This is a genomic window from Sphingobium sp. (assembly GCF_048594625.1).
Taxonomy (GTDB): domain Bacteria; phylum Pseudomonadota; class Alphaproteobacteria; order Sphingomonadales; family Sphingomonadaceae; genus Sphingobium.
In genome coordinates, this window is sequence record NZ_JBMDWL010000139.1 from 1 (window position 1) to 22,985 (window position 22,985).

Sequence of the window (22,985 nt, forward strand, 5' to 3'; positions counted from 1 at the left end):
CCATGGCGGGCCCGCACCCAAGGCCCGGCGGGCCCCCCCCCTCGGCCATGTGCGCGGCCGGTTACGCTCGGCTGGGGCATGATCCGATGGGATTGAACCGGGTCAGGCTCCAGCTGTCTTTCACTCGCCGCATTTTGCGAGCCGTCATCTGTTCCAGATGACTTCAAAATGCGCAGGTCTTTGGTTCCCCGCATTTTGCGAGCCGTCATCTGTTCCAGATGACTTCAAAATGCTCTAGACCGCGCCCATGTCCACGACCTTCACCATCGACACCGCGACCAGCCGCGCCAATCCCACGCCCGCACCGATGAAGCGCCTGACCGTGCCTGCCATCCAGCGGCGCAAGTTCGAAGGCAAAACCGCAGAGCCGCTGGTGATGCTAACCGCCTATACCGCGCGGCAAGCCCAGTTGCTGGACCCGCATTGCGACATGTTGCTGGTGGGCGATTCGCTGGGTCAGGTGATCTATGGCCTGCCATCCACCCTGCCCGTCACGCTGGACATGATGATTGCCCATGGCGCGGCGGTGGTGCGCGGCAGCTATCACAGCCTGGTCATCGTCGACATGCCGTTCGGCAGTTACGAAGCATCCCCGCAACAGGCCTTCGCCAGCGCCAGCCGTATCATGGCGGAAACCGGCGCGGCGGGCGTGAAGCTGGAGGGGGGAGAGGCCATGGCGGACACCATCGCCTTCCTCAGCCAGCGGGGCATTCCGGTCATGGCGCATATCGGCCTGACGCCGCAGGCGGTCAATGCGCTGGGCGGCTATGGCGCACGGGGCAAGAGCCAGGAAGAACATGCCAAGATATTGGGCGACGCCCGCGCCGTGGCGCAGGCAGGCGCCTTTTCGATGGTGGTCGAAGGGGTAATGGAGGAACTGGCGGACCTGATCACCGACGCGGTCGATATACCCGTCATCGGCATCGGCGCGTCGGCGCGCTGCGACGGACAGGTATTGGTGGCCGAAGACATGCTGGGCATGTTCGAACGCACCGCCCGTTTCGTGAAGCGCTATGCCAATATGGCCGAAACCATCAGCGCGGCCGCCGCCCAATATGCCGCCGACGTGCGCGACCGCAGCTTTCCCACCGACGATCAGGTCTATCGCCCTAAAAAATGATTGGCCCAGATTTTGATTTGCCTGTGGCACAAGCGTCGCTATTGATCGCGCCTTCTGCGCATAATTTCTGTTTCATTTCTCGGAGAACGTCGTGGCCCTGACGCCGCAAAACAGCGAAGCCTTCATGCGTGAGGTCGATGACGCGGTCCGGCAGGACCAGCTTGTGACCTTCTGGCAGCGTTTCGGACGCTGGATATTGGGCGCGGTCATCGTCGGCCTCGCCGCCTTTGGCGGATGGCTCTACTGGCAGCATTACAGCAAGACTCAGTCGCAGGCCGTATCCGAACGGATGGATGGCGTGCTGGTCGCCGCCATGGGCGGCGGGACGCCCGATGCCAAGGAACTGGAAACGCTGACCAAGGCGAGCCAGCCGGGTTATCGCGCATCCGCCCTGCTGGTGCAGGCGGGCGTCGCGTCGCGCAAGGGCGACACCAAGGGCGCGGCCAAGATGTTCGCCGCCATCGCCGCCGACACGTCGCTGGACCAGCCCTATCGCGACCTGGCGCTGATCCGTCAGACCGCGCTGGAATTTGAAAGCCTGAAACCCCAGCAGGTCGTGGACCGGCTGAAGCCGCTGGCGGTCGAGGGTGCGCCATGGTTCGGCAGCGCGGGCGAACTGGTCGCCATCGCCTATATGAAGATGAACAAGACCGATCTGGCCGGGCCGATGTTCGCCGCCATGGCGAAGGACGCCAACGTGCCCCAGTCGATCCGTTCACGTGCGCGACAGATGGCCGGGTTAATGGGTATCGATGCGGTCGAGATTCCGGCCGAAACCACCGAAGGATGATCGAGCGGATGGCAAGCATGAAGATGGGCCGGGCCTTGACGATGGCCGCGATGGTCGCGCTGCTGGCCGGCTGCGGCATCGTGGGCGGCAAGAAGGGCGGTCCCAAGACGCCGGTGCTGGGCAACCGCGTATCCATCCTGAGCAATGAGCAGGGTGTAGAGGTCGAACCGAGCCTGGCCGATGTCGCGGTCACCCTGCCCGCCCCCTATGTCAACGACGCATGGGCGCAGCCGGGCGGCGACCCGTCCAAGACGATGGGCCATGTGTCGCTGGGCGGTTCCCCTTCGCAGGTATGGAACGTGTCGATCGAGGGCAGCTCGCCACAGGCGCGCCTGGCCGCGTCGCCCGTCGTATCGGGCGGCAAGCTGTTCGTGACGGACGCGGGCGCGCATGTCATCGCCTATGACGCGGCGAGCGGCGGCAAGCTGTGGCAGACCAACCTGCCGTCGGAGGGCAAGGGTAATGGCCGCGCGCTGTTCGGCGGCGGCGTCAGCGTCGTGGGCGACCGCGTGTTCGCCAGCACCGGCTTGGGCGACGTGTTCGCGCTCAATGTCGCCGATGGCAAGATCCTGTGGAAAAAGCATCCGGGCGGGCCGCTGCGCGGTGCGCCGACGCTGGAAAACGGCCATGTCTATGTGATGGGTCAGGACAACCAGATCTTCGCGCTGAACCAGTCCGACGGCGAAACCCAGTGGACCGACAGCGGCACGTTGCAGGTGACGGGCATTTTCGGTGTCGCCGCCCCCGCTGCTGCGCAAGGCACGGTGATCGCGGGCTATAGCTCCGGTGAAATTTCCGCCTATCGTTATGAAAATGGCCGCACCCTGTGGGGCGACGCCCTGTCGCGCACCAGCATTTCCACGGCCGTGGCGACGCTGACCGACATCGATGCCGATCCGGTTATCGATCGTGGCCGTGTCTTCGCCATCGGTCAGGGTGGCCGCATGGCGAGCTATGAACTCACCAGCGGCCAGCGCCTGTGGGAAATCAATATTGCGGGCATCTCCACTCCCGCCGTGGTGGGCGAGTGGGTGTTCGCCGTGACCAGCGACGCGCGGCTGCTCTGCGTCGCCCGCGCGACCGGCAAGATCCGCTGGGTCAGCCAGCTGCGTCGCTGGCAGAAGGAAAAGAAGAAGGACAAGGCGATCCGCTGGACCGGCCCCGTTCTGGCAGGTGGTCGCCTGATCGTCGTGTCGACGCGCGGCGAAATGGTCTATGTCGACCCGGCCGATGGCAAGGTACAATCGACCGTGGACATGGACCGGTCCATGTCGCTGTCGCCGATCGTCGCCAATAACATGCTCTATGTGCTGGCGGACGATGGAAAATTGACGGCATTCCGCTAATTGCCGCAACTATGCTAGACGATGCTCCCGCGCAGGCCGACCGCCCGCGCGGGAGCATCGCGTTTTATCGATACGAATTTTTGGAAGGAATACGGGCATGCTGCCCACGGTAGCCATTGTCGGGCGTCCCAATGTGGGCAAATCCACCCTGTTCAACCGCCTGGTCGGCAAGAAGCTGGCGCTGGTCGACGATCAGCCCGGCGTGACCCGCGACCGGCGCGAAGGGGAAGCGCATCTGCTGGGCCTCGACTTCACCATCGTGGATACGGCGGGTTATGAGGATGAGGACGCCAATTCCCTACCCGGCCGCATGCGCATGCAGACGCAGGCCGCCGTGGACGATTGCGACGTCGCCCTGTTCATGATCGATGCGCGCGCGGGCATCACCCCGCTGGACGAGGAAATCGCCCGCTGGCTGCGCGCCAACGACACGCCCGTCATCCTGATGGCCAACAAGGCGGAGGGTAAGGCCGCTGACGATGGCGTCATGGAATCCTTCTCGCTCGGCCTTGGCGAACCCATTCCCTTTTCCGCCGAACATGGTCAGGGTCTGGCAGATCTGTTCCAGGCGCTGCTGCCCCATCTCGACCGCGAAGAATTTCAGGCCGAGGAAAAGGATTTTTACGAGGATGAGGAAGGTGCGCCGCTCAAGCTCGCCATTGTCGGCCGCCCCAACGCGGGCAAATCGACGCTCATCAACCGGCTGCTGGGCGAAAACCGCCTGCTGACCGGGCCGGAAGCGGGCATCACCCGCGACAGCATCGCCGTCGACTGGATGTGGACCAGCCGCGACGGGCTGGACCGCCCCGTCCGCCTGATCGATACGGCGGGCATGCGCAAGCGTGCCAAAGTACAGGACAAGCTGGAAAAGCTGGCGGTGTCCGATGGCCTGAACGCCGTGAACTTCGCCGAAGTCGTCGTCCTGCTGCTGGACGCGACCCGCGGGCTGGAGGCGCAGGATCTGCGCATCGCCGACCGCGTGCTGGAGGAAGGACGCGCCCTCGTCGTCGCGCTCAACAAATGGGATACGGTCGAAAACGGCTCTGCCCTGTATCAGGGCATCAAGCAGGCCCTGTCCGACGGTCTGGCGCAGGTGCGTGGCGTGCCGATCATGACCGTGTCGGCCGCCACGGGCAAGGGACTGGACGACCTGATCCATGTCGCCTTCGAAACCCGCACCGCATGGTCGCAACGCGTGTCGACCGGCATCCTCAACCGCTGGTTCGAAGCCGCGCTGGAGGCCAATCCGCCGCCGGCACCGGGCGGCAAGCGGATCAAGCTGCGCTACATCACCCAGAACAAGACGCGCCCGCCCACGTTCGTCCTGTTCGGCACGCGCCTGGACGAACTGCCCGAAAGCTATCGCCGTTATCTGGTGAACGGCATTCGCAGGGAATTGGGGTTCGGCGCAGTGCCGGTGCGTCTGACGCTGCGCAGCCAGAAAAATCCCTACGCCACCAAATGATGCGCGGCCGATGAGCGCGGATGGCCATGTCGTGACGATCAACGCCAGAGGCATGAAATGCCCCTGGCCGGCGCTGCGCGCCGCCCGCGCCCTGCGTGACGCTACGGCCATCGTCATCGAAGCGGACGACCCCATCGCCCATGCCGAGCTGAAGGCGCTGGCACGCGCGCAGAACTGGGCCTTTTCGGCGCTCGGCGACCATCGTTTCGCCCTGTCGCGCACCGCCTGAACATGGTCCGATCCGGTCACGACCGGCCGGCATTTTAACGTCCTGTTTACACGCTCCCTCTATTTTTAACCCGTTGGGGCGAAGGAGCAGCGCGGGTGGCGCATCAAGATACCGAACTGGTCAACTGGAGCGAATTTTCGCGGACCCGTGGCGAACTGGGCGCAGCTTTCCCGCGCATATTGGGCTATTTCCGTGAAGATGGCGTCAAATCGATCATCGCCGTGGAGGAAGCCTTTCGCGCCCGCAGCGCCGCTGACCTGATCCGCCCGGCCCATACGCTGAAGGGCGAATCGGCGCAATTTGGCGCATATCGGCTGAGCGTCATGGCCGAAGAGATAGAAATGGTCGCGCGCCGCTGCGTGGAAACACGCGAAAGCCCCGACGAACTGATCGAAGTGGTCGTCGCCATGCGCGCCTGTTTCAGCGAAACGATGGCCTTGTTGGATCGCGACGCCAATCCGCTGGCCGCGCGCCGCCCCGGCGGTTTTGGCCGCCGTGTCGAAACGCCGGTACAGGGCTTTGGCCGCGCCATCTGATTTTTCCGTCTTGAAATAAAACCGATCATGCGCCCATATGGTGTGCATGACCCGTATCTCCCTGCTTGACCTTGTCCCCGTCCGTGAAGGCGACAGCGTCGCGACCGCCTTCGCCAATGCGGCGGACCTTGCCGCTTATGCCGAACAGCTTGGCTATCACCGTTATTGGGTGGCCGAACATCATGGCATGCCGGGCATCGCTTCGGCGGCGACCGCCGTGGTGCTGGCCCATATCGGCCATGCGACATCGTCCATCCGCATCGGCGCGGGCGGCATCATGTTGCCCAATCACGCCCCGCTGCTGATCGCAGAACAGTTCGGCACGCTGGAGGCGCTGTTTCCCGGCCGCATCGACCTTGGCCTTGGCCGCGCGCCGGGGTCCGACCAGCGCGTGGCGCAGGCGATCCGCCGCAACCTGTCTGGCGGCGCGGACCAGTTCCCGCGCGACGTTATGGAATTGCAGGCCTATTTTGCCGATGACGACAGGCAGTCGGTGCAGGCGACGCCGGGCGCAGGGGCCGATATTCCAATCTGGATTCTGGGGTCCAGCCTCTATGGCGCGCAACTTGCCGCGGCGCTGGGCCTGCCCTACGCCTTCGCCTCGCACTTCGCGCCTGCCGCTCTGGATGAGGCCATCGCCATCTACCGCCGCGATTTCCGCCCGTCGGCGAAGCTGAAATATCCCTATGTCATGGCGGGCTATAATGTCTTTGCCGCCGACACGGTCGAGCAGGCACAGCTGATCGCCACATCGATGCAACAGGCCTTCGTGCGGTTGCGCACCGGCAATCCGGGCAAGCTGCAACCGCCGGTGCCGGGCTATTATGAAGAATTGCCGATGCAGGCGCAGGCAATGCTGGCCGATGTCCTGAGCGTATCCAGCATCGGAACGCAGGTGGACGTGGAGCGCGACATCGCGGCTTTCCTGCGCCGGACACAGGTGGACGAGCTGATCCTGACGGGTCAGATTTTCGATCCTGCCGCGCGCAAGCACAGCTTTGCCATCGCCATGGCGGCGGCAAAGCAGGCGATCGCTCAGCAGGCGGGCGCCAGCCGCGAAACCGCCTGACGTTCGACCTTCTTCAGCCTCCCGCCGCTCAGCACCGTCGCGGCGGCGGGCGCGATCCGGCGCAGCACCGCACCGACCAGCATCACCGCCCCCAGCACCATCAGCGGCTGCGTCACGAGGTAGAAGGGATAGAGGGGCGACCCCATTTTGCCGAACACCCCGCCCAGCATCGGCCCGAACAGCCAGATCAGGATCAGGTGGCTGCAAAACAGGAAGAAGGCATAGGGTTCGACCTTCAACAGGATATGGCGCGCCGGGCTGGCCGCCAACGCCCATGACAGCCGCCAGAAGGCCGCCGCCGCCGCGATGCGCAGGATCAGGTCCAGCGAACGCTGCGCCACTGGCCAGGCATCGTCACCGACCGTAACAGCGTGATAAAGCTGCATCCCCATCAACAGGATGAAAGGAAGGGCAACGATCGCCAGCGGGCGCGCCGCGACCCGATCCGCCCAGCCGCCGCGCTGTGCCAATATGCCGAGCGAGAAGAAGACGAGAATCGACGCACGCATCAGCACCGGCGGACCAAAGCCCGCCACATGACATGCCCCCGCCACCAGCGCGATCAGCACCAGCGCCCAGCCCGGCAGACGGACCAGCAGCGGCGCCGCAACCATGCACAGGAACAGGTCGCGCAGGAACGGCATCTGCACATTGATGTCCGGGTTGCGGGTCAGAATGAAAATCTCGTTGACCGTCCACCATAGGGACTGGGGCAGCGGCGCCGTCAGGTGCAGCTTCCACGCCGCGCCCGACACCAGCAATATCGCGATGACGTTCCACAATACCATCGGCACGACGATGGTCCGCGCCTTGCGCGTCACATGATCGCCCCAGTTGCGCGCGCGCATGGACCCGGCCACCAGCCATCCGGAAATCAGACCCAGCAACGGCACGGCGCTGCGCCCGAACAATTCCATCAGCAACCAGCGCAGATTGTCCTGCCCGCTGCCCCGAAGCGCTTTGAGCGCTTCGCCGTTGAGGCCAGTCCATGCATGGACGTAGACCACGCCCAATATGCACACCACGCGGGCAATGGCTATGGCAGCAGAGCGCCGAGCGCTGTCGATGGTACGGATTTCGGGCAAACGACTGTCCTGAAAGTTACGCTTTCAAAATGCCCCAACTCATCCGCATGTTCCTGCCCCATGCTCGACTGATCCATTATGGACCCCGGGTCAACGCCTCTTAACCTTTGGACGGCACAATGGCGCGGGTCGTTCGCAAAACCGCGCGCGGTCAGGATAAGCCAATTTTTACCTCTTTTGATTAGACGGGCCTGATGACCGGGACGCTTGCCGGTCGGAGGGATGACCGAGGCCATGACCCATATGCCGGGCGCACAACATTTCACCGCTGCCGCAACGGCCAGTCACATGGCACCCGTACAATCGCTGGGCATGGTGTTCCAGATCGCCGGGTCCAGTTCCAAGATCCTGATCGACGCGCAGAACCTGGCCCTGCTGATGCATGACGATGATCCGTGCATCGCCATGTCGGGACAGGTCGGCAGTCAGGTGAAGATGCGCGTGGGCCAGAGCTGGCTGATCGCCAGCGTGCGCGCCATGGCGCTGGATCAGGCCAGCAAGGGCATCGTCGCCGACATCGATTTTCTGGGCGAAGGCGATGAGGAAAAGCTGACCGGCCGCATCTATCGCTTCCGGCGCGGCGTCACCCGCTATCCCACGCCCGGCACGGACATCTATCCGGTGTCCAGCCATGACATGCGGCAAATCTATGCTGCGGACGACCGCGCCAATGTGGAAATCGGCACTGTCTATCCCACCGCCGATACGCGCGCGGCCCTGTATGTCGATTCCATGCTGGGCAAACATTTCGCGCTGCTGGGATCGACCGGCACCGGCAAATCGACCAGCGCCGCCCTGATCCTGCACCGCATCTGCGATCTTTCGCCGCAGGGGCATATCGTCATGATCGATCCGCACGGCGAATATGGCGCAGCCTTTGCCGATAATGGCGCGGTCTATGACGTCAACAATCTGGCGCTGCCCTATTGGCTGATGAATTTCGAGGAACATTGCGAAGTGTTCGTGACCTCCGAAGGGTCCGAACGCACGGTGGACAGCGACATCCTCGCCAAATGCCTGCTGGCGGCGCGGTCCAAGAACCGCCTTGCCGAAAATATCGGGCGGCTGACGGTGGACAGTCCCGTCCCCTATCTGTTGTCCGACCTGACGACGATCCTTCAGAATGAAATGGGCAAGCTGGACAAAGGCACCGGCGCCCTGCCCTATATGCGCCTGAAGACCAAGATCGACGAAATCCGCGCCGATCCGCGTTACAGCTTCATGTTTTCCGGCATGCTGGTCGCCGACACGATGCAGGCGTTCCTGGCCAAGATTTTCCGCCTGCCATCCGACGGCAAGCCGATTTCCATCATCGATGTGTCGGCCATGCCGTCCGACATCACATCCACCGTGGTGTCGGTGCTGTCGCGGCTGGTGTTCGATTATGCCATCTGGGCGCGTGACGAACCGCAACGCCCCATCCTGCTCGTCTGCGAAGAAGCGCACCGCTACATCCCCAGCAGCAAGACCGGATCGGGTCAGGCCGTGCGCAAGATACTGGAACGCATCGCCAAGGAAGGCCGCAAATATGGCGTGTCGCTGGGTCTGATCACGCAGCGCCCATCCGACCTTGCCGAAGGCGTGCTGTCGCAATGCGGCACCATCATTTCCATGCGCCTCAACAACGATCGGGACCAGGCATTTGTAAAGGCCGCCATGCCCGAAGGGGCGCGCGGTTTCCTCGATTCCATCCCGGCCCTGCGCAATCGGGAGGCGATCATCTGCGGCGAAGGCGTCGCCGTGCCGATCCGCGTCGCGCTCGACAATCTGGAGGAGCATCGCCGTCCCGCTTCGGGCGACCCCAGCTTCACCGATCTGTGGCGTCAGTCGGGCAGCGAGGCCGACATCCTGGAACGCACCATCACCCGCTGGCGCGCGCAGGGGCGCTGACGGCGCCTATCCCGCTGGCGCGATACGTCCGGCCGGTTCGGCTTCGCTATTCACCGTTTCGCGGCATTCCTCCGCATGGACCGGCACCATCAGCTTTGCCTTGCGCCAGCCGCCCCGCGCATAGACCGCCCATGCCAGCAATAGCGCCGTCGCCGATCCGGCCGGGAAGCTCAGCCATAATGCGTCGGCGCCCAGCGCCGGATAGGCCAGCTCGTAAAAGCCCAGCCGCACGCCGAACAGCGTGAATGTCAGGATGACCAGCGGCGCCACCACCACCCCATTGGCGCGCATGACGCCGAACAGGATCATGGTGCAGCCGAACAGCATGAAGCTCCAGCTGGCGAGCAGCTGCATGTTCCACGCCGCCGCGATCGCGGCCATATTGCTGCCCAGAAACAGCGACAGCAGCGCTTCGTGGAACAGCAGGATGATGACGATCATTGCGCCCGTCACCAGCAAGAGATAGCCGATGCCATAGCCGGTGATGCGGCTGATCCGGTCCCACCGGCCCGCCCCCATATTCTGCGCCGCCATGGCGCTAACCGCCGCACCCATCGCCATGGCGGGCATCTGGAGATAGGTCCATATCTGCTGCGCCGCGCCATAGGCCGCCGTCACCAGCAACCCTTCGCGGTTGACGAGACCGATCATGACGAGGCCGGACGCAGACATCACGATCATCTGCAACCCCATGGGCAGCCCCTTGCCCACCAGCACGCGCAGCTGATCGGCGGACGGCCAGAGGTAACGCAATTCCGGCCCGCGCAGCCGCAACGGCATATCCTTCGCATAGAGGAAGGCAATGACGCCGATCAGGCTGACGATCCCCGCCGCCGCGGTCGCCGCCGCCGATCCCGCAATGCCATAGGCAGGCACCGGCCCCAGCCCCAATATCAGCACCGGGTTCAGCACCAGATCGATCGCGACGCTGACGATCATGAAGATCAGCGGCGTCTTCGCGTCCCCCGCCCCGCGCAGGCCCATCATCACCATCACCACCAGCAGGGTCGCGGGCATGGCGAAGAAGATCACGCGCAGATAGATGAGCGCCATGGCATAGGCTTCGGGCGGGGTCGCCAGCATGTGCAGCAGCGCGGGCGCGCCGATCCACCCGGCGGTGGCGACGGCCAGCCCCAATATCGAACAGAAGCCGATGGCCGAACCAAAGGCGCGCCGGGCGGCGTCGATGTCCCGCGCGCCTACGGCCTGCGCGATCACCACGGTCGACGCCATGCCGAAACCGAAGACGACCGAAAACATCAGGAACATGATGATATTGGCATTGGCGGTCGCCGCCAGCGCCTGCGCGCCCAGAAACCGACCGACCCAGATGGCGTTGATCGATCCGTTCAGCGACTGGAGGATGTTGGACAGCAGCGTCGGAATGGCGAACAGCAACAGGGTCGATGCGATCGGTCCCTGCGTCAGGTCTCTGGTGCCTTGCCCCGGTCTGTTCACGATCGCCCCCATGCCCAGCTGAATGAGGACGCCACGCCCTCCCTCCGTTCGCCCTGAACCTGTCGAAGCCTGTCCTGAGCGACTGCTGCAAGCAGTCAGTCGAAGGGGGCCATTCTTCTTTTAAGGAAGAACGGGGCTTCGACAAGCTCAGCCCGAACGGAATTTTTGGTCAGGGTGTCAAATCCTCACCCCAGCCGGTCCAGCGCCGCCTTCAGCCGCTCGGCCTCGGCGGTCTTTTCGGCATGATCCTCGCGCGCCTTGGCGACGGCTTCCGGCTTCGCCTTCTCGACGAAGCTGGGGTTGGACAGGCGACCGCCCAGACCGTCCCGCTCCTTCTCCGCCGCGGCCAGCGCCTTGGCGAGGCGGGTCTTTTCCGCCGCGATGTCGATCACGCCTTCCAGCGGCAGGATGAAGGTCGCTTCGTCCACCACGATCTGCGCCGCGCCACCCGCAGGCGGCTCGCCGAAGGTCAGGCTTTCGACGCGGCCCAGACGCGCCAGCGCCACGCCCTGACGATCCAGACGGCGCTGCGTCCCTTCCGCCGCGTCGCGCACCACCATGGGCAGCTTCGCGCCGGGCGGCACATTGAGTTCGGTCCGCGCGGTGCGGATCGCGCTCACCAGCCGGATCAGCCAGTCGATCTCCGCCTGTGCGTCCGTATGAACGGCGGCCAGCGCCTGCGGCCATTGCGCGACGATCAGTTCGTTCGCACGCGCGCCGGTCAGGTGCCACAATTCTTCGGTGATGAACGGCATGAAGGGGTGGAGCATGACCAATATCTGGTCGAACGCCCATCCCGCGACGGCCTTCGTCTCGTCATCCATCGCGCCCTTGGTAAGTTCGATATACCAGTCGCAGAACTGGTCCCACACAAAGTGATAGATGGCGTTGGCGGCCGCGTCGAAACGCAGCTCGTGCATCGCCGTGTCGATCGCCTGCACGGTCGCGACCGTTTCCGCGATGATCCAGCGATTGACCGGCAGCGTGGCATGCGGCGCTTCATGACTGGTCGAAGCGGTGACGCCATTCGACTGGAGGAAACGCGCGGCGTTCCACAGCTTCGTCGCGAAGTTGCGATAACCTTCGACCCGCTTTTCATCCATTTTCACGTCGCGGCCCTGGCTTTCCATCGCCGCCATGAAGAAGCGCAGCGCATCCGCGCCGAATTTCTCGATCAGGCCCAGCGGATCGACCACATTGCCCTTGGACTTGGACATTTTCTGTCCATCGGCGGCGCGGACGAGGCCGTGAAGATACAGCTTCTTCCACGGGACTTGTCCCATGAACTCCATCCCCTGCATCGCCATGCGCGCGTCCCAGAAGAACAGGATGTCGAAGCCGGAAATCAGCAGGTCATTGGGATAATGGCGCGACAATTTCTCAGTCGGCTCCGGCCAGCCCAGCGTGCCGAACGGCCACAGCGCGGACGAGAACCATGTGTCGAGCACGTCGGGATCGCGCCAAATCGATAACCCAATCCGCTTTTCTGCCTCTTGTCGCCCGTCAACAACGCTTATCTGCTGCCCTTCCAAAAGGAACGGCCGATATGCTTCGGTCGCCAACCGAACAGCTTCCTCTTCGGTTTCAGCGACAAAAATATCTGGTTCGACATTCGGCCCCTTAGCGATATTGTGTTCACCTCGACGCCAGCCGAACCATGCCGGGATCTGATGCCCCCACCACAGTTGGCGCGACACGCACCATGGCTGGATATTTTCCATCCAGTTGAAGAAGGTCTTCTCCCACGTCTTGGGCACGATTTCGATCGCGCCGTCGCGCACCGCCTGCATCGGCGCGACCGCCAGCTTTTCAGCGTCGACATACCATTGATCGGTCAGCCAGGGTTCGATGACCACGTTCGACCGGTCGCCAAAGGGCGTCTGGATGGTGCGCGGCTCGAAATCGGCGGCGACGTCCTCGCCTTCCTTGTTCTTCGTGACATGGGGGACGAGGAAGCCGAGTTCCTTCATCTCCGCCACCACGGCTTCGCGCGCGCCGTCGACGCCATCCTTCTTGAAGCGATGCAGGCCGATGAAGCGATCGGGGATCAGGCCGTCGGCCGTCTGCACGACATTGGCGTCGGCGTCGAACATGTTGAGCATGTCGCCAGCCTTGAAGCCTGCGCGCTTGCCCACGTCGAAGTCGTTGAAATCATGCCCCGGCGTAATCTTCACCGCGCCGGTGCCCAACGCCGGGTCGGCATGTTCGTCAGCCACGATCCTGAACCGACGTCCGGTGATCGGTTGGAGAATCTCCTTGCCGATGACCGCCTTGTACCGTTCGTCGTCGGGATGCACGGCGATCGCCATATCGGCCAGCATGGTTTCGGGCCGCGTGGTGGCCACGACGATATGATCGCTGCCGTCGGCCAGCGTCACGCCATCGGCCAGCGGATAGCGGAAGCGCCAGAAGCCGCCCTTCGTTTCGACCGTCTCGACCTCAAGGTCCGAAATCGCCGACCGGAAATGCGGGTCCCAGTTCACCAGCCGCTTGTCGCGATACAGCAGGCCGCGCTTGTGCAGTTCCACGAAGGTCTTGATGACCGCCTTGGAAAAACCCTCATCCATGGTGAAGCGTTCGTTCGCCCAGTCCATGGAACAGCCCAGCCGCCGAAGCTGGCGCGTGATCGCGCCGCCGCTTTCGGCCTTCCATTCCCACACCTTGGCGACGAAATCTTCGCGGGTGAAATCGGTACGCTTTTGCTGCTGGGCATTGAGCTGCCGCTCCACGACCATCTGCGTCGCGATGCCCGCATGATCGGTACCGACCACCCACAGGGCGTCCTTGCCGCGCAACCGTTCGTACCGCACGACGATGTCCTGCAACGTATTGTCCAGCGCATGGCCGATATGCAGGCTGCCCGTCACGTTGGGCGGCGGGTTCACGATGGTGAAGGGCACGGCGTCCGGACGTTCGGGGCGGAACAGGCCCTTATCCTCCCAATGGGCGTACCAGCGGGATTCGATGTCGGCGGGGTCGAAGGTTTTGGGCAGCTCGGTCATGGTTGCGCTTTAGCGGCTGGGGCGCGACACGCAAGAGAGGGCGCGCGTCAGATCAGGCTATCCATCCGTCAAATTCCGCCACATCGCTGCGCCCATAGGCGGAACTCTTGCCGCAGCCATTCGGCCCCGCGACGATCGACAGGCGCGGGCGGGCATCCCCTTCCCTTTCCCGCTCAATCCTTGGCCTTGATGACGCGATTTTCTTCCCGCGCTTTGCGCACGCCTGCCTTGAAGGAGGCCGGACATTCCGCGCCGACTTTGGGGCTGTCGACATCGACCACCCGCAACTTCGCCATCTTCTCGTCCTTGTGGACGGTCCGGTATTGGGGCTTGCCCGGCTTGCCAATATCGATGGGGCCATCGACAATATCGACTTTCATCTTTGGCAAGGGGTCAATTTAGCAGGCCGGGCCAGTCGCTCAAAGGCTCATTTCCGCGTCCACTTGTCCAGCCAGCCCAGCGCCTCGCCATACCATTGCAGCGAGTTTTTGGGCTTCAGCACCCAGTGATTTTCGTCCGGAAACACCAGCAGCTTCGAGGGGATGTTACGCCGCTGGAGCGCGGTGAAGGCGGCCAGCCCCTGTGTATAGGGAATACGGAAATCCTTTTCGCCCGTCACCACCAGCATCGGCGTCTTCCACGCCGCGACATGGTTGACCGGGTTCCATTTCTCGAACTCTTCCGGCTTTTCATAATAGGGGCCGCCATGCTCCCATTCATCGAACCACAGCTCCTCGGTTTCATAGGCCATGGCGCGGGCGTCGAACACGCCGTCATGCTGGACGATGCACTTGAACCCGTCGGCCCACTGACCCTCGATCCAGTTCATCATATAGCCGCCATAGCTGGCGCCCAGCGCGCAGGCGTTGCCCGCATCGACCTGCGCATCCTTCGCGGCGGCGGCGGCGAGGCCGAGCTTGAGATCTTCCAGCGGCTTGCCACCCCAATCCTTGTTGATGGCGTCGGTAAAGGCCTGCCCGTAACCGGTCGAACCATGGAAATCGACGATCACCGCTGCATAGCCATGGGCCGCGAACGCCTTGGGATTCCAGCGATAGGACCATGAATCGTTGAAGCTGCCCTGCGGACCGCCATGGACCAGGAATGCGACCGGCAGCTTGCCCGTCGCACCTTTGGGCTTCACGATCTGGCCCCAGACGGTGTCGCCATTCGCGCCTTTGAAGCTGTAGCGTTCGACCGACACGTCATCGATACCTGCCAGCTTCGACGCGTTCACGGCGGTCAGGCGGATGGGCTTTCCGCTAGTCGGCACTTTCCAGAAATCGGCAGGCGACTGGATGCTGTCCTTCGCATAAACGAAACCGCCCTGCGGCAACGGCACGACGCTGCCCGCATGACCCCGCTCCGTCAGCCGCGTGACCTTGCCCGATCCTGCGTCCACGCGAAACACCGGATTATCCAGCACGTCATTGGCCGTAACCAGCAGCCCCTTGCCGTTCGCTTCCCACGCGATCGACGCCACCGATCGATCCCAGCCTTCCGTCAGCGCCTTCACCTGCCCGCTCGCAATGTTGCGCAGCATCAAGACCTGCCGGTCGGCTTCATAGCCCGGCCGTTTCATCGCCACATAGGCCAGCCACTGGCCACCGGGCGACACGGTGGGCAGCGTGTCGGTGGCGTCGTTGGCCTCGGTCAGATTGACCGGCGCCGCGCCGCCGTCCGCGGGCACGGAGAAAATGTCGAGATTGGTGGACAACGGTTCGATCGGCTTCTTTGGGCGCCCCGCCTCCCGCAGAGTGAAGAACAAGGTCTTCCCATCCCGGCTCCACGCAATTTCCTCCGCCCCGCCAAAGGGCTTTGACGGACTGTCGCCGACAAGGCCGCCCATCACCGACACGGCCGGGCCACCCGCGATCGGCATCACGAAGATCTGCGACCGCTGGCCGTCCGACCATGTGTCCCAATGGCGCGCGAACAGCTTATCATAGACGCGGCCGGAACCCGCCTCCTTCGGCGCGTCGGGCTTCACATCGTCGATGGTCTTCGCCCCGACCGGGCGATCGGCCCACAGCGCGACCTTCGTGCCGTCAGGGCTGAGCAGGAAGCCCGAAATGCCACCAGGCGCCTTGCTGATCTGCACGGGTTCACCACCGGACAACGCAACCCGCCACAGCTGATCGTCACCGCTGGCGTTGGACTGAAAATAGAGCGATGCACCATCGGGCGAGAAGACCGGCGCGGCTTCATTCCTGTCCGCCTTCGACGCGATCAGGCGCGGCGTCTGCCCCGCCTTGCCGATGTCCAGCAAATAAAGGTCGGTCCGCCCCCGGTTCCCGGCCAGATCGGTATTGCGCAGCTGATAGGCCAGCCATTTGCCATCGGGCGACACGGCGGGCGCGGCGACGCGGTCCAGCCCCACCATATCGGCGGGCGTGAACGGACGCGCCAGTGCGGGCGCGGCGGCCAAAGCCATCGCGCCGACGGCTGCGAGCAGAAATGTCTTCATGGAAACAACCCCTGTATCACATAGGCGACGGGCTGCCGCTTCGGCGGCATGTCGTCATCATGTCAGGGGGTCTAGGCCGCCGCGACAGACGCGGCAAGCCTGCGACTCAGCGGCCGGTGATGCGCGCGATTTCCTTTGCCACCATGTCTTCGACCATGGCGGGCAGACGGGTGTCGAGCCATTCCTTGAGCATCGGCTTCAGCATGGATCGGACCAGTCCCTCCAGCGTATTGTCGCCGCCATCCTTGGGCGCGACCAGCATGGAAGACAGAGCCGACAGCGAATGGCGTGCGGCCACTTCGCTTTCCACCGACAGGATCGATTCGTCGGCCGATCCGGCGGCAGACACGGCCTTGGGCGCAGCTTTGGGGGCGGGCACGACTTCCTCCTCCGCAATCTCGTCGGTCAGTTCCAGCACTTCGTCGATGGCCGGAACAATCTGTTCGATGGCGATGGGCTTTACCGCCTCACCACGCATGCGGCGGGGCGCGGCCTGCACCGCTTCCTCGCCTTCTTCGGCGATGATCCGCTTGATGGAGGAGAGTATCTCTTCCATCGAGGGTTCCTTGGTCATGTCACCCATGGATAGTCCCCGTCCAAAATCCATTGCGCACCCTAACTAATGCTTAAGATTACCCAGCCGGGTTAACAAGCGGTTAAGGCTGCTTCGATGCGGGATCGACATTGGGCTTTTGCGTCGGCGTGTCAACGGTTCGCGTCGCGACCGGTTCCGGCTTGTGATCGAAGCTCCAGTCGAGCCACTTCCCCTTCACCCGGTTGTAATTGACCATCGGGTCGTACAGCGTGCCCGCGTCCAGTCCCAGATCGTCGGCTTCGGCATGGCCCATGGCGGCGATCACACTGAACCCGGCCACATAGGCATTGCGCTGCGCCGTCACCATCTGAACCTTTGCGCGCAGCGATTCCTGTTCGGCGTCGAGGATGTCGAGGATCGTGCGACTGCCCACGCTATTTTCCGCGCGCACCCCTTCAAGCGCCAGATCGGCGGCGTCGACCGCCTTCTGATTCGACTCGATGCTCTCCAGCGAAGCCTGCCAGCTGGCATAGGCGGCGCGGGTCTGGGAAATGACGCCACGCTCCACCTCGATCTCTCGCTCGATCGCCTGCGATTCGAGCGCCTGATTGCGGCGCACCTGCGCCGCGGGCTGACCACCCTGATAGAGGGGAATGCTCAGCTGCACCCCGGCGGCGGCCTGCTTGTTGACCTGCGGCCCTTCGATCGCATTGCCCTCGGCGTCCTGTGCGGTGCCGCCCAGCGTATGCAGATAGTTGGTGTAGCCCGCCTGCGTGAAGCCCGACAGGGTCGGCAGGCGCGCCGCCCGCGCGACCTTCACATCATAGCCCGCCGCGATCCGGCTCTTCTTGGCCGCCAATATGTCGGGATTGTCGTTCAGCGCCACCTGCACCGCGTCGTCGGCGGTCGCGGGAAGGCCCGGCAGCGGCGGCGGCGAATCGAGCGCTTCGGGCGCTTCGCCGACCAGCGCGATGTAATTTTCGCGGCTGGTGACCAGATTGGCCTGCGCCGTCTGAAGATCCGACCGGGCCAGCGCCAGCCGCGACTGCGACTGGGCCACGTCGGTGCGGGTCAGGTCGCCGACCTCGAACCGGTCATTGGTCGCCTGAAGATTGACCTCCAGCGCGCGCACGTTCGACTGATTGAGCGACAGCACCGCATTGTCGCGCAGCACGTCCATATAGGCGCCCACGACCTGGGAAAAGACGCTGGCTTCGGTGCCGCGCAGATTGGCCTGCCCGGCTTCCACGCGCACCTGCGCCGCCTTCACCCCGTTGCGCACCGCCCCGCCCTGATAAATCGGGACGTTCAGCTGCGCCTGCGCATTGATGGTGCGCTGGGGCGATGTGAAGCTGATCGTAGGTTTCAGGATGCTTTCCGAAAAACTGCCGGTCACATCCACGCCGGGGCGCCCCGACGCCTTCTGGATCGGCACATTTTCGTCGGTCGCCCGCTGTCCGGCGCGTGCACCGGTCAGCGTGGGGTTGCCGGCATAGGCCTTGGCCAGGGCGCCTTGCAGCGTTTCCGCCTGCACCTGCCCTGTGAAGGCGGGGGACAGAGACAACAGAGCGATGGCGGCGCAACGCCGATTATAAATACGCTTTGCCGTCATCTATCCCCGCCCATCATCTCTTTAGAACACGAAACCCTTGGTCGCGCCGAAACCGGGCAGCGTGACCATTTCCATATCGACAAGGCTGCTCATGCCCAGCACGCCGCCGACGACCCGGCCGCTGCACAGCCGCGTCACGGCGCGATCCACGATCCCGGTGACCACGCGGCCATTGTCGGCAAGCTGCTGAACGAGCGTCGCGGGGACTTCCTCCACCGCGCCGTCGATGAAAAGCACGTCATAGGGCGCGCCAGCGGCGGCGCCTGCATGGAGCGCACCGCGCACGACCGTGACGCCCGGCACCGCGAAGTCCGTACCGCCCTCTTCCTCGACAGCCGTCACCTGCGCACCCAGTTCGGCCAGCAGCGCCGCAGCATAGCCGGTGGCCGCGCCGATCAGCAGCACCTTGTCGCCAGCCTCGACCTGCGCTTCCTTCAACAGGCGGCCGGTCACCAGCGGCGGGTTCAGCGAACGGCCACCGTCCAGCGGGATCGGCCGGTCGATATAGGTCATGGCCCGGCGGTCGGCGGGAACGAATTCCTCGCGCGGCACCTTTGCCATCACGGCGATGACGCGCTGATCATCCACGTCGCTGGTACGCAACTGGCTTTCGACCATGGCGGTCCGCATCGAAGAATAATTCTGCTCGGTCACGATCATTTCTCGCTCGGTCCAGTGGGCTTGGCACAACTGTATTGGCAATGCAATACACTAAGGTAATCATCGGACCTCTAAATCAGCAGGACGCCCGCGCCAAGCGGCTTTGCGCGCTGCCGTACAAGATTCTTGGCATCATGATGTCATGACCCGCTTGACTTTGCATGCAAAGCCGCACATTTGCGGCCTCCCACGCCGAGGCCCGATGGCGGAGTGGTGACGCAGAGGACTGCAAATCCTTGCACGCCGGTTCGATTCCGGCTCGGGCCTCCATAAACCTGTCAGCCGAGGTGTGCTGACGGTTGAAAAAACCCCTGATTTCCGATAGTTTAAGACCATTCGCTGATTGCCAGTGATGGCCTCTGTTTGCCCGTAGTTGCGGATGTTGGGGGCCCAATCAGGGGGCTTCGCCAAGCCTCTATGAAAGCGAGGCCCCCACCGTGCTGACCGACACCGCAATTCGCAAAGCGAAACCCAAGGACAAGCCCTACAAGGTCTCAGATTCGCAGGGCTTGTATCTACTGGTCAATCCAAGGGGCAGCAAGCTGTGGCGCGTCAAATACCGCATAAACGGCGTAGAGCGAAAACTGGCGATTGGCTCCTACCCCGAAATCACCTTGGCGGAGGCGCGTAGTGCTCGCGATGCTGCGCGCAGACAATTGGCCCATTCGATCGATCCCAATTTTGTTAAGCGGCAAGCTCGCATCGAGGCGGGCATCCGAGCCAGCAACAGTTTTTCGAGTGTGGCGCAGGAATTGATCGAGAAGAAGATGCGGGAGGGCTTGGCGGAGCCGACTCTGGCAAAGATGCGCTGGTTCGTGAAACTGCTCGGAACCGATTTTGGAAAGCGTCCCGTGGCGGAAATCACGCCGCAGGAATTGTTGCACGAACTACGGAAGCATGAGCGGCGCGGCCGATTGGAAACGGCAAATCTCTTGCGGGCGTTCGCAAGTCGCGTGTTTCGCTATTCAGTCGCCACCGCCCGCGCGGAACGCGATCCGGCGCAATTATTAATTGGCGCGCTGACCACACCGAGGGTCAAACATTTCCCGGCTATCACCGATCCGGTCACGTTCGGGGCGTTGCTTCGCGCGATCGAAGATTATCAGGGCGACCCCGCAGTGATGCACGCGCTAAGGTTGACGCCCCATGTTTTTCAGCGTCCCGGCGAAGTCCGTCATATGGAATGGACGGAGGTAGATTTTGGCAAGGCGGTCTGGATCATTCCAGAAGGGAAGATGAAGATGCGCCAACCTCATTCGGTCCCCTTGTCGCGGCAGTCTCTCGCGATCCTCACCAATATGCGATCACTGTCCGGTTCTGGCCGCTATGTGTTCCCGTCAATCAGATCGCGGGCGCGGCCGATCAGTGAGAATACGATCAATGCAGCGCTCCGCCGGATGGGTTATCCAAAGGACCAGATGACTGCGCACGGCTTTCGCACGTCGGCATCCTCGCTCTTGAACGAGTGCGGCAAATGGAACCCCGACGCGATCGAGCGGGCGCTGGCGCACATGGTCGCGGGCAGCGTTCGGCGCATCTACAATCAGTCAGCTTATTGGGCTGAGCGTGTTGAAATGGCGCAGTGGTGGAGCAACTATCTGGACGAACTGCGCGAAGGAGGGAACAGATGACAGGTCGCCCCGGAGAAGGTTGGAGAATCTTCGCAGACGGGGATGAAGCCGACAACGTGCCGCTCTGGAAGGTGCTGGCCCAATTCAGGTCGGACGATCTGGACGAAGGCTTGAGCTTGAACGCGGCGATTATCAATCAGGCCAAGCCGTCGCCGGTTCGATATTATAATCTCGCCTTCGTCATCAGCTTTGCCTTCGGATTCCTGTCTGTCCTCCTCTTGATCGGCCTCCTTGTCTCAGGCCATTCGACAGCGACGGACCTTTTCTTCTACCTCACATTGGCCGCGTTGGCCGCCACGATCGCGCCGCACCTTTGGCGGCAGGCATATCAATACGGCCTCAAAATCCCCGACGCGCCGTTGAAACTTCCCCATGCGCCGGACAGGCTCTTTGACGAGGTGCTGGGCTATTTGCAGAAGGTAGACGGCCCGAAAGCCTATTATCTTTCCCGCTTCCGCAAGCAGCGGGTTCCTCTCAAACGCAGGCAGTTTTTCGGCAGGCTGCGCTATTTCCTATTCTCCGAACACAGCAAGGACCGGGGGATGGTCATGCGTTACCCGACGGCGATGTCGCTGCCCGCTGACCTTTATCTTCATCGCGAAGATGTCGAGACGATGCTCGCAATGAACAGGCCGAAGCGCAGGGGCGGACCCGGCCGGAACACCAAATACCGTTATGACGAGGCGATTATCGCCCTGATCGGCGATCCACGGTTGGCCGCATTGGACATGAAGGATCGGGCGGCTGCGATCAGCACCGTCAAAAATTGGCTGTCCGAATGGTTCGAAACCAACGCCGACGAATCCGGTGACGTGCCGCGCCGCGATCAATTGACGCGATACGCGGAAAAAATCTGCACGCATGTGGAAATGATCGCGTCCGCCAAAGACCGCTGACCAGCGCCATCGTTTTTCGAACGCTGCGAAGGGATTTTCGGACCCCCTCCCTGCATTTCTGTAATCCGCGTCATCGGCAGACTCTTACGGCTTTCCCATTGCTGGACGACACACCGGCAACCATGTGCAATTTGGCCTGTCTCTCGCCGCGAATCGGCAACAAGGAGACAAGCAAATGGAACCCATTGCCATATCGATCAATGACACCGCCAAAGCGCTCGGCGTTGGACGGTCGTCGGTTTACGCCCTCATTAAATCCGGTGGCCTCGACGCCATCAAGATCGGCAGGCGAACCCTGCTGACCACCGAATCCATCCGGCGCTTGGTGCAATCCCGCACCGCCATCTGACCCGCAGGCGTTCCACGGCCCCAGCCTTTTGAATTGGCGGGCCGCTCCGCGCCTGCTCCCCGAAGCACCCGAAAGCTCTGCATCGTGATTTCACGAAAGGATTTCTCATGTCCATTTTTCGCCGCGCCATGGATCGGCTCGCCAATCGCTTATGGGCGGGCCGTAAGGTCACGCTCCGTTTCACCGCCGACTATCGCATCGCCGGTTTCACCTTGCCGCTCATCGAGCGGCTGCTCTTGGACAACGACGATGGCGAAACCTATCGCAGTTCCATCGCGGACTGGACGCTCAACGAGCGCCCGTCTCTCCATATCTACCGGGGCGAGCTTTCCAGTCTGCGTATCGACGGCCCGTTACAGAAGGCGGGCGTGAGCTATCTTCCGCTTGGCGGGCTGATCGAGTCTCCCGGCGTCACCGCGCACCTCGATCCGGTTGAAGCCCACCGGCTCGACGCGCGCGTGCAGGAAGCTATCGAGAAAACGATTCTCCACTGGATCATCGAGCATCGTCTTTACGATCAGCCGCGCCAGCGCCGTGAGATCGACCGTCGCAAGGCCGACCGCGAAGCCCGCGCCGTCATCGCCCGATGGGTGGCGGAGCATTTCGCCAAGCCGGTATCGGACTCTTTATCGGACGACAGCGATCGACCTGCCGGGTGCTGTTGCGGCAAGCCCGATGGCTCCTTGTGCGATGCTTGCCAGAAAGGTTCGGACCATGACTGATCCGGCCGCCCTTATGGCAAGGTCGCAGGGCTGCGATGCTACGCATCGAGCCAGTAATTTTGATACACACCTCACGCACGGGTGCATCCAGCTTTTCCGCCACTTTTGGAGGCGGCGATCCGA

20 protein-coding genes and 1 tRNA gene are annotated in these 22,985 nt (G+C 63.1%); 13 read left to right on the forward strand and 8 right to left on the reverse strand.

From position 1 onward, the window contains the following. Window positions 1–247 precede the first annotated feature (247 nt). The 7 genes from panB (at window position 248) to ACOJSJ_RS17850 (ending at window position 6,555) form a co-directional block, all read left to right on the forward strand. Complete coding sequence (panB, locus tag ACOJSJ_RS17820; protein ID WP_420146296.1) at window positions 248–1,120, forward strand: 3-methyl-2-oxobutanoate hydroxymethyltransferase; 873 nt, start codon at window positions 248–250, stop codon at window positions 1,118–1,120. A gap of 91 nt (window positions 1,121–1,211) precedes the next feature. Beyond that, window positions 1,212–1,910 carry a tetratricopeptide repeat protein gene (locus ACOJSJ_RS17825; protein ID WP_420146297.1) on the forward strand — a complete coding sequence of 233 codons (699 nt, stop codon included), beginning with the start codon at window positions 1,212–1,214 and terminating at the stop codon, window positions 1,908–1,910. Window positions 1,911–1,918: 8 nt separating this feature from the next. After that, the gene (locus ACOJSJ_RS17830; RefSeq protein ID WP_420146298.1) at window positions 1,919–3,256 is read left to right on the forward strand and encodes a PQQ-binding-like beta-propeller repeat protein; all 1,338 of its coding nucleotides are present in this window, start codon (window positions 1,919–1,921) and stop codon (window positions 3,254–3,256) included. A gap of 97 nt (window positions 3,257–3,353) precedes the next feature. Then, window positions 3,354–4,721 carry a ribosome biogenesis GTPase Der gene (der, locus tag ACOJSJ_RS17835; protein ID WP_420146299.1) on the forward strand — a complete coding sequence of 456 codons (1,368 nt, stop codon included), beginning with the start codon at window positions 3,354–3,356 and terminating at the stop codon, window positions 4,719–4,721. A gap of 10 nt (window positions 4,722–4,731) precedes the next feature. Beyond that, a complete protein-coding gene (locus ACOJSJ_RS17840) occupies window positions 4,732–4,950 on the forward strand; it encodes a sulfurtransferase TusA family protein (protein WP_420146300.1) in 219 nt (72 codons plus the stop codon). 95 nt (window positions 4,951–5,045) lie between these two features. Beyond that, complete coding sequence (locus ACOJSJ_RS17845) at window positions 5,046–5,486, forward strand: Hpt domain-containing protein (protein WP_420146301.1); 441 nt, start codon at window positions 5,046–5,048, stop codon at window positions 5,484–5,486. A gap of 46 nt (window positions 5,487–5,532) precedes the next feature. Beyond that, the gene (locus ACOJSJ_RS17850; RefSeq protein ID WP_420146302.1) at window positions 5,533–6,555 is read left to right on the forward strand and encodes an LLM class flavin-dependent oxidoreductase; all 1,023 of its coding nucleotides are present in this window, start codon (window positions 5,533–5,535) and stop codon (window positions 6,553–6,555) included. Here ACOJSJ_RS17850 and ACOJSJ_RS17855 read toward each other — a convergent pair. Further along, window positions 6,522–7,640, reverse strand: a complete 1,119-nt coding sequence (locus ACOJSJ_RS17855; protein ID WP_420146303.1) for an acyltransferase family protein — start codon at window positions 7,638–7,640, stop codon at window positions 6,522–6,524. The genes ACOJSJ_RS17850 and ACOJSJ_RS17855 overlap by 34 nt on opposite strands. Window positions 7,641–7,874: 234 nt before the next feature. On the opposite strand from ACOJSJ_RS17855, the gene ACOJSJ_RS17860 reads away from it, so the two are divergent. Continuing rightward, a complete protein-coding gene (locus ACOJSJ_RS17860; protein ID WP_420146304.1) occupies window positions 7,875–9,530 on the forward strand; it encodes an ATP-binding protein in 1,656 nt (551 codons plus the stop codon). A gap of 6 nt (window positions 9,531–9,536) precedes the next feature. Here the strand turns inward: ACOJSJ_RS17860 and ACOJSJ_RS17865 are convergent, their stop codons facing one another. The 7 genes from ACOJSJ_RS17865 to ACOJSJ_RS17895 all read right to left on the reverse strand — a co-directional run bounded on the left by ACOJSJ_RS17865 (window position 9,537) and on the right by ACOJSJ_RS17895 (window position 19,258). Then, window positions 9,537–11,000, reverse strand: coding sequence for an MATE family efflux transporter (locus ACOJSJ_RS17865; RefSeq protein WP_420146305.1), 1,464 nt, complete (start codon window positions 10,998–11,000; stop codon window positions 9,537–9,539). Window positions 11,001–11,173: 173 nt separating this feature from the next. Then, window positions 11,174–13,990 carry a valine--tRNA ligase gene (locus ACOJSJ_RS17870; protein WP_420146306.1) on the reverse strand — a complete coding sequence of 939 codons (2,817 nt, stop codon included), beginning with the start codon at window positions 13,988–13,990 and terminating at the stop codon, window positions 11,174–11,176. Between the two features lie 173 nt (window positions 13,991–14,163). Further along, window positions 14,164–14,370: a hypothetical protein gene (locus tag ACOJSJ_RS17875; protein WP_420146307.1), complete on the reverse strand. Its 207-nt coding sequence runs from the start codon at window positions 14,368–14,370 to the stop codon at window positions 14,164–14,166. A gap of 47 nt (window positions 14,371–14,417) precedes the next feature. Next, window positions 14,418–16,457 (reverse strand): prolyl oligopeptidase family serine peptidase, encoded by a 2,040-nt coding sequence (locus ACOJSJ_RS17880; protein WP_420146308.1) that lies wholly within the window; start codon window positions 16,455–16,457, stop codon window positions 14,418–14,420. 106 nt (window positions 16,458–16,563) lie between these two features. Next, a complete protein-coding gene (locus tag ACOJSJ_RS17885) occupies window positions 16,564–17,040 on the reverse strand; it encodes a DUF2497 domain-containing protein (RefSeq protein ID WP_420146309.1) in 477 nt (158 codons plus the stop codon). Between the two features lie 73 nt (window positions 17,041–17,113). After that, a complete protein-coding gene (locus ACOJSJ_RS17890; protein ID WP_420146310.1) occupies window positions 17,114–18,604 on the reverse strand; it encodes a TolC family outer membrane protein in 1,491 nt (496 codons plus the stop codon). Window positions 18,605–18,625: 21 nt separating this feature from the next. Further along, the gene (locus ACOJSJ_RS17895) at window positions 18,626–19,258 is read right to left on the reverse strand and encodes a protein-L-isoaspartate O-methyltransferase family protein (RefSeq protein WP_420146311.1); all 633 of its coding nucleotides are present in this window, start codon (window positions 19,256–19,258) and stop codon (window positions 18,626–18,628) included. A gap of 202 nt (window positions 19,259–19,460) precedes the next feature. Between ACOJSJ_RS17895 and ACOJSJ_RS17900 the strand changes: the two genes are divergently transcribed. The 5 genes from ACOJSJ_RS17900 (at window position 19,461) to ACOJSJ_RS17920 (ending at window position 22,862) form a co-directional block, all read left to right on the forward strand. Further along, window positions 19,461–19,534 (forward strand) — tRNA-Cys (locus tag ACOJSJ_RS17900). A gap of 167 nt (window positions 19,535–19,701) precedes the next feature. Then, window positions 19,702–20,895 carry a tyrosine-type recombinase/integrase gene (locus ACOJSJ_RS17905; RefSeq protein ID WP_420146312.1) on the forward strand — a complete coding sequence of 398 codons (1,194 nt, stop codon included), beginning with the start codon at window positions 19,702–19,704 and terminating at the stop codon, window positions 20,893–20,895. Further along, complete coding sequence (locus ACOJSJ_RS17910; RefSeq protein ID WP_420146313.1) at window positions 20,892–21,791, forward strand: hypothetical protein; 900 nt, start codon at window positions 20,892–20,894, stop codon at window positions 21,789–21,791. Before ACOJSJ_RS17905 ends, ACOJSJ_RS17910 begins: the two co-directional genes overlap by 4 nt. A 175-nt stretch (window positions 21,792–21,966) precedes the next feature. After that, a complete protein-coding gene (locus ACOJSJ_RS17915; protein ID WP_420146314.1) occupies window positions 21,967–22,140 on the forward strand; it encodes a helix-turn-helix domain-containing protein in 174 nt (57 codons plus the stop codon). 107 nt (window positions 22,141–22,247) lie between these two features. Next, window positions 22,248–22,862 (forward strand): hypothetical protein, encoded by a 615-nt coding sequence (locus ACOJSJ_RS17920; protein ID WP_420146315.1) that lies wholly within the window; start codon window positions 22,248–22,250, stop codon window positions 22,860–22,862. The last annotated feature ends 123 nt before the right edge of the window (window positions 22,863–22,985 follow it).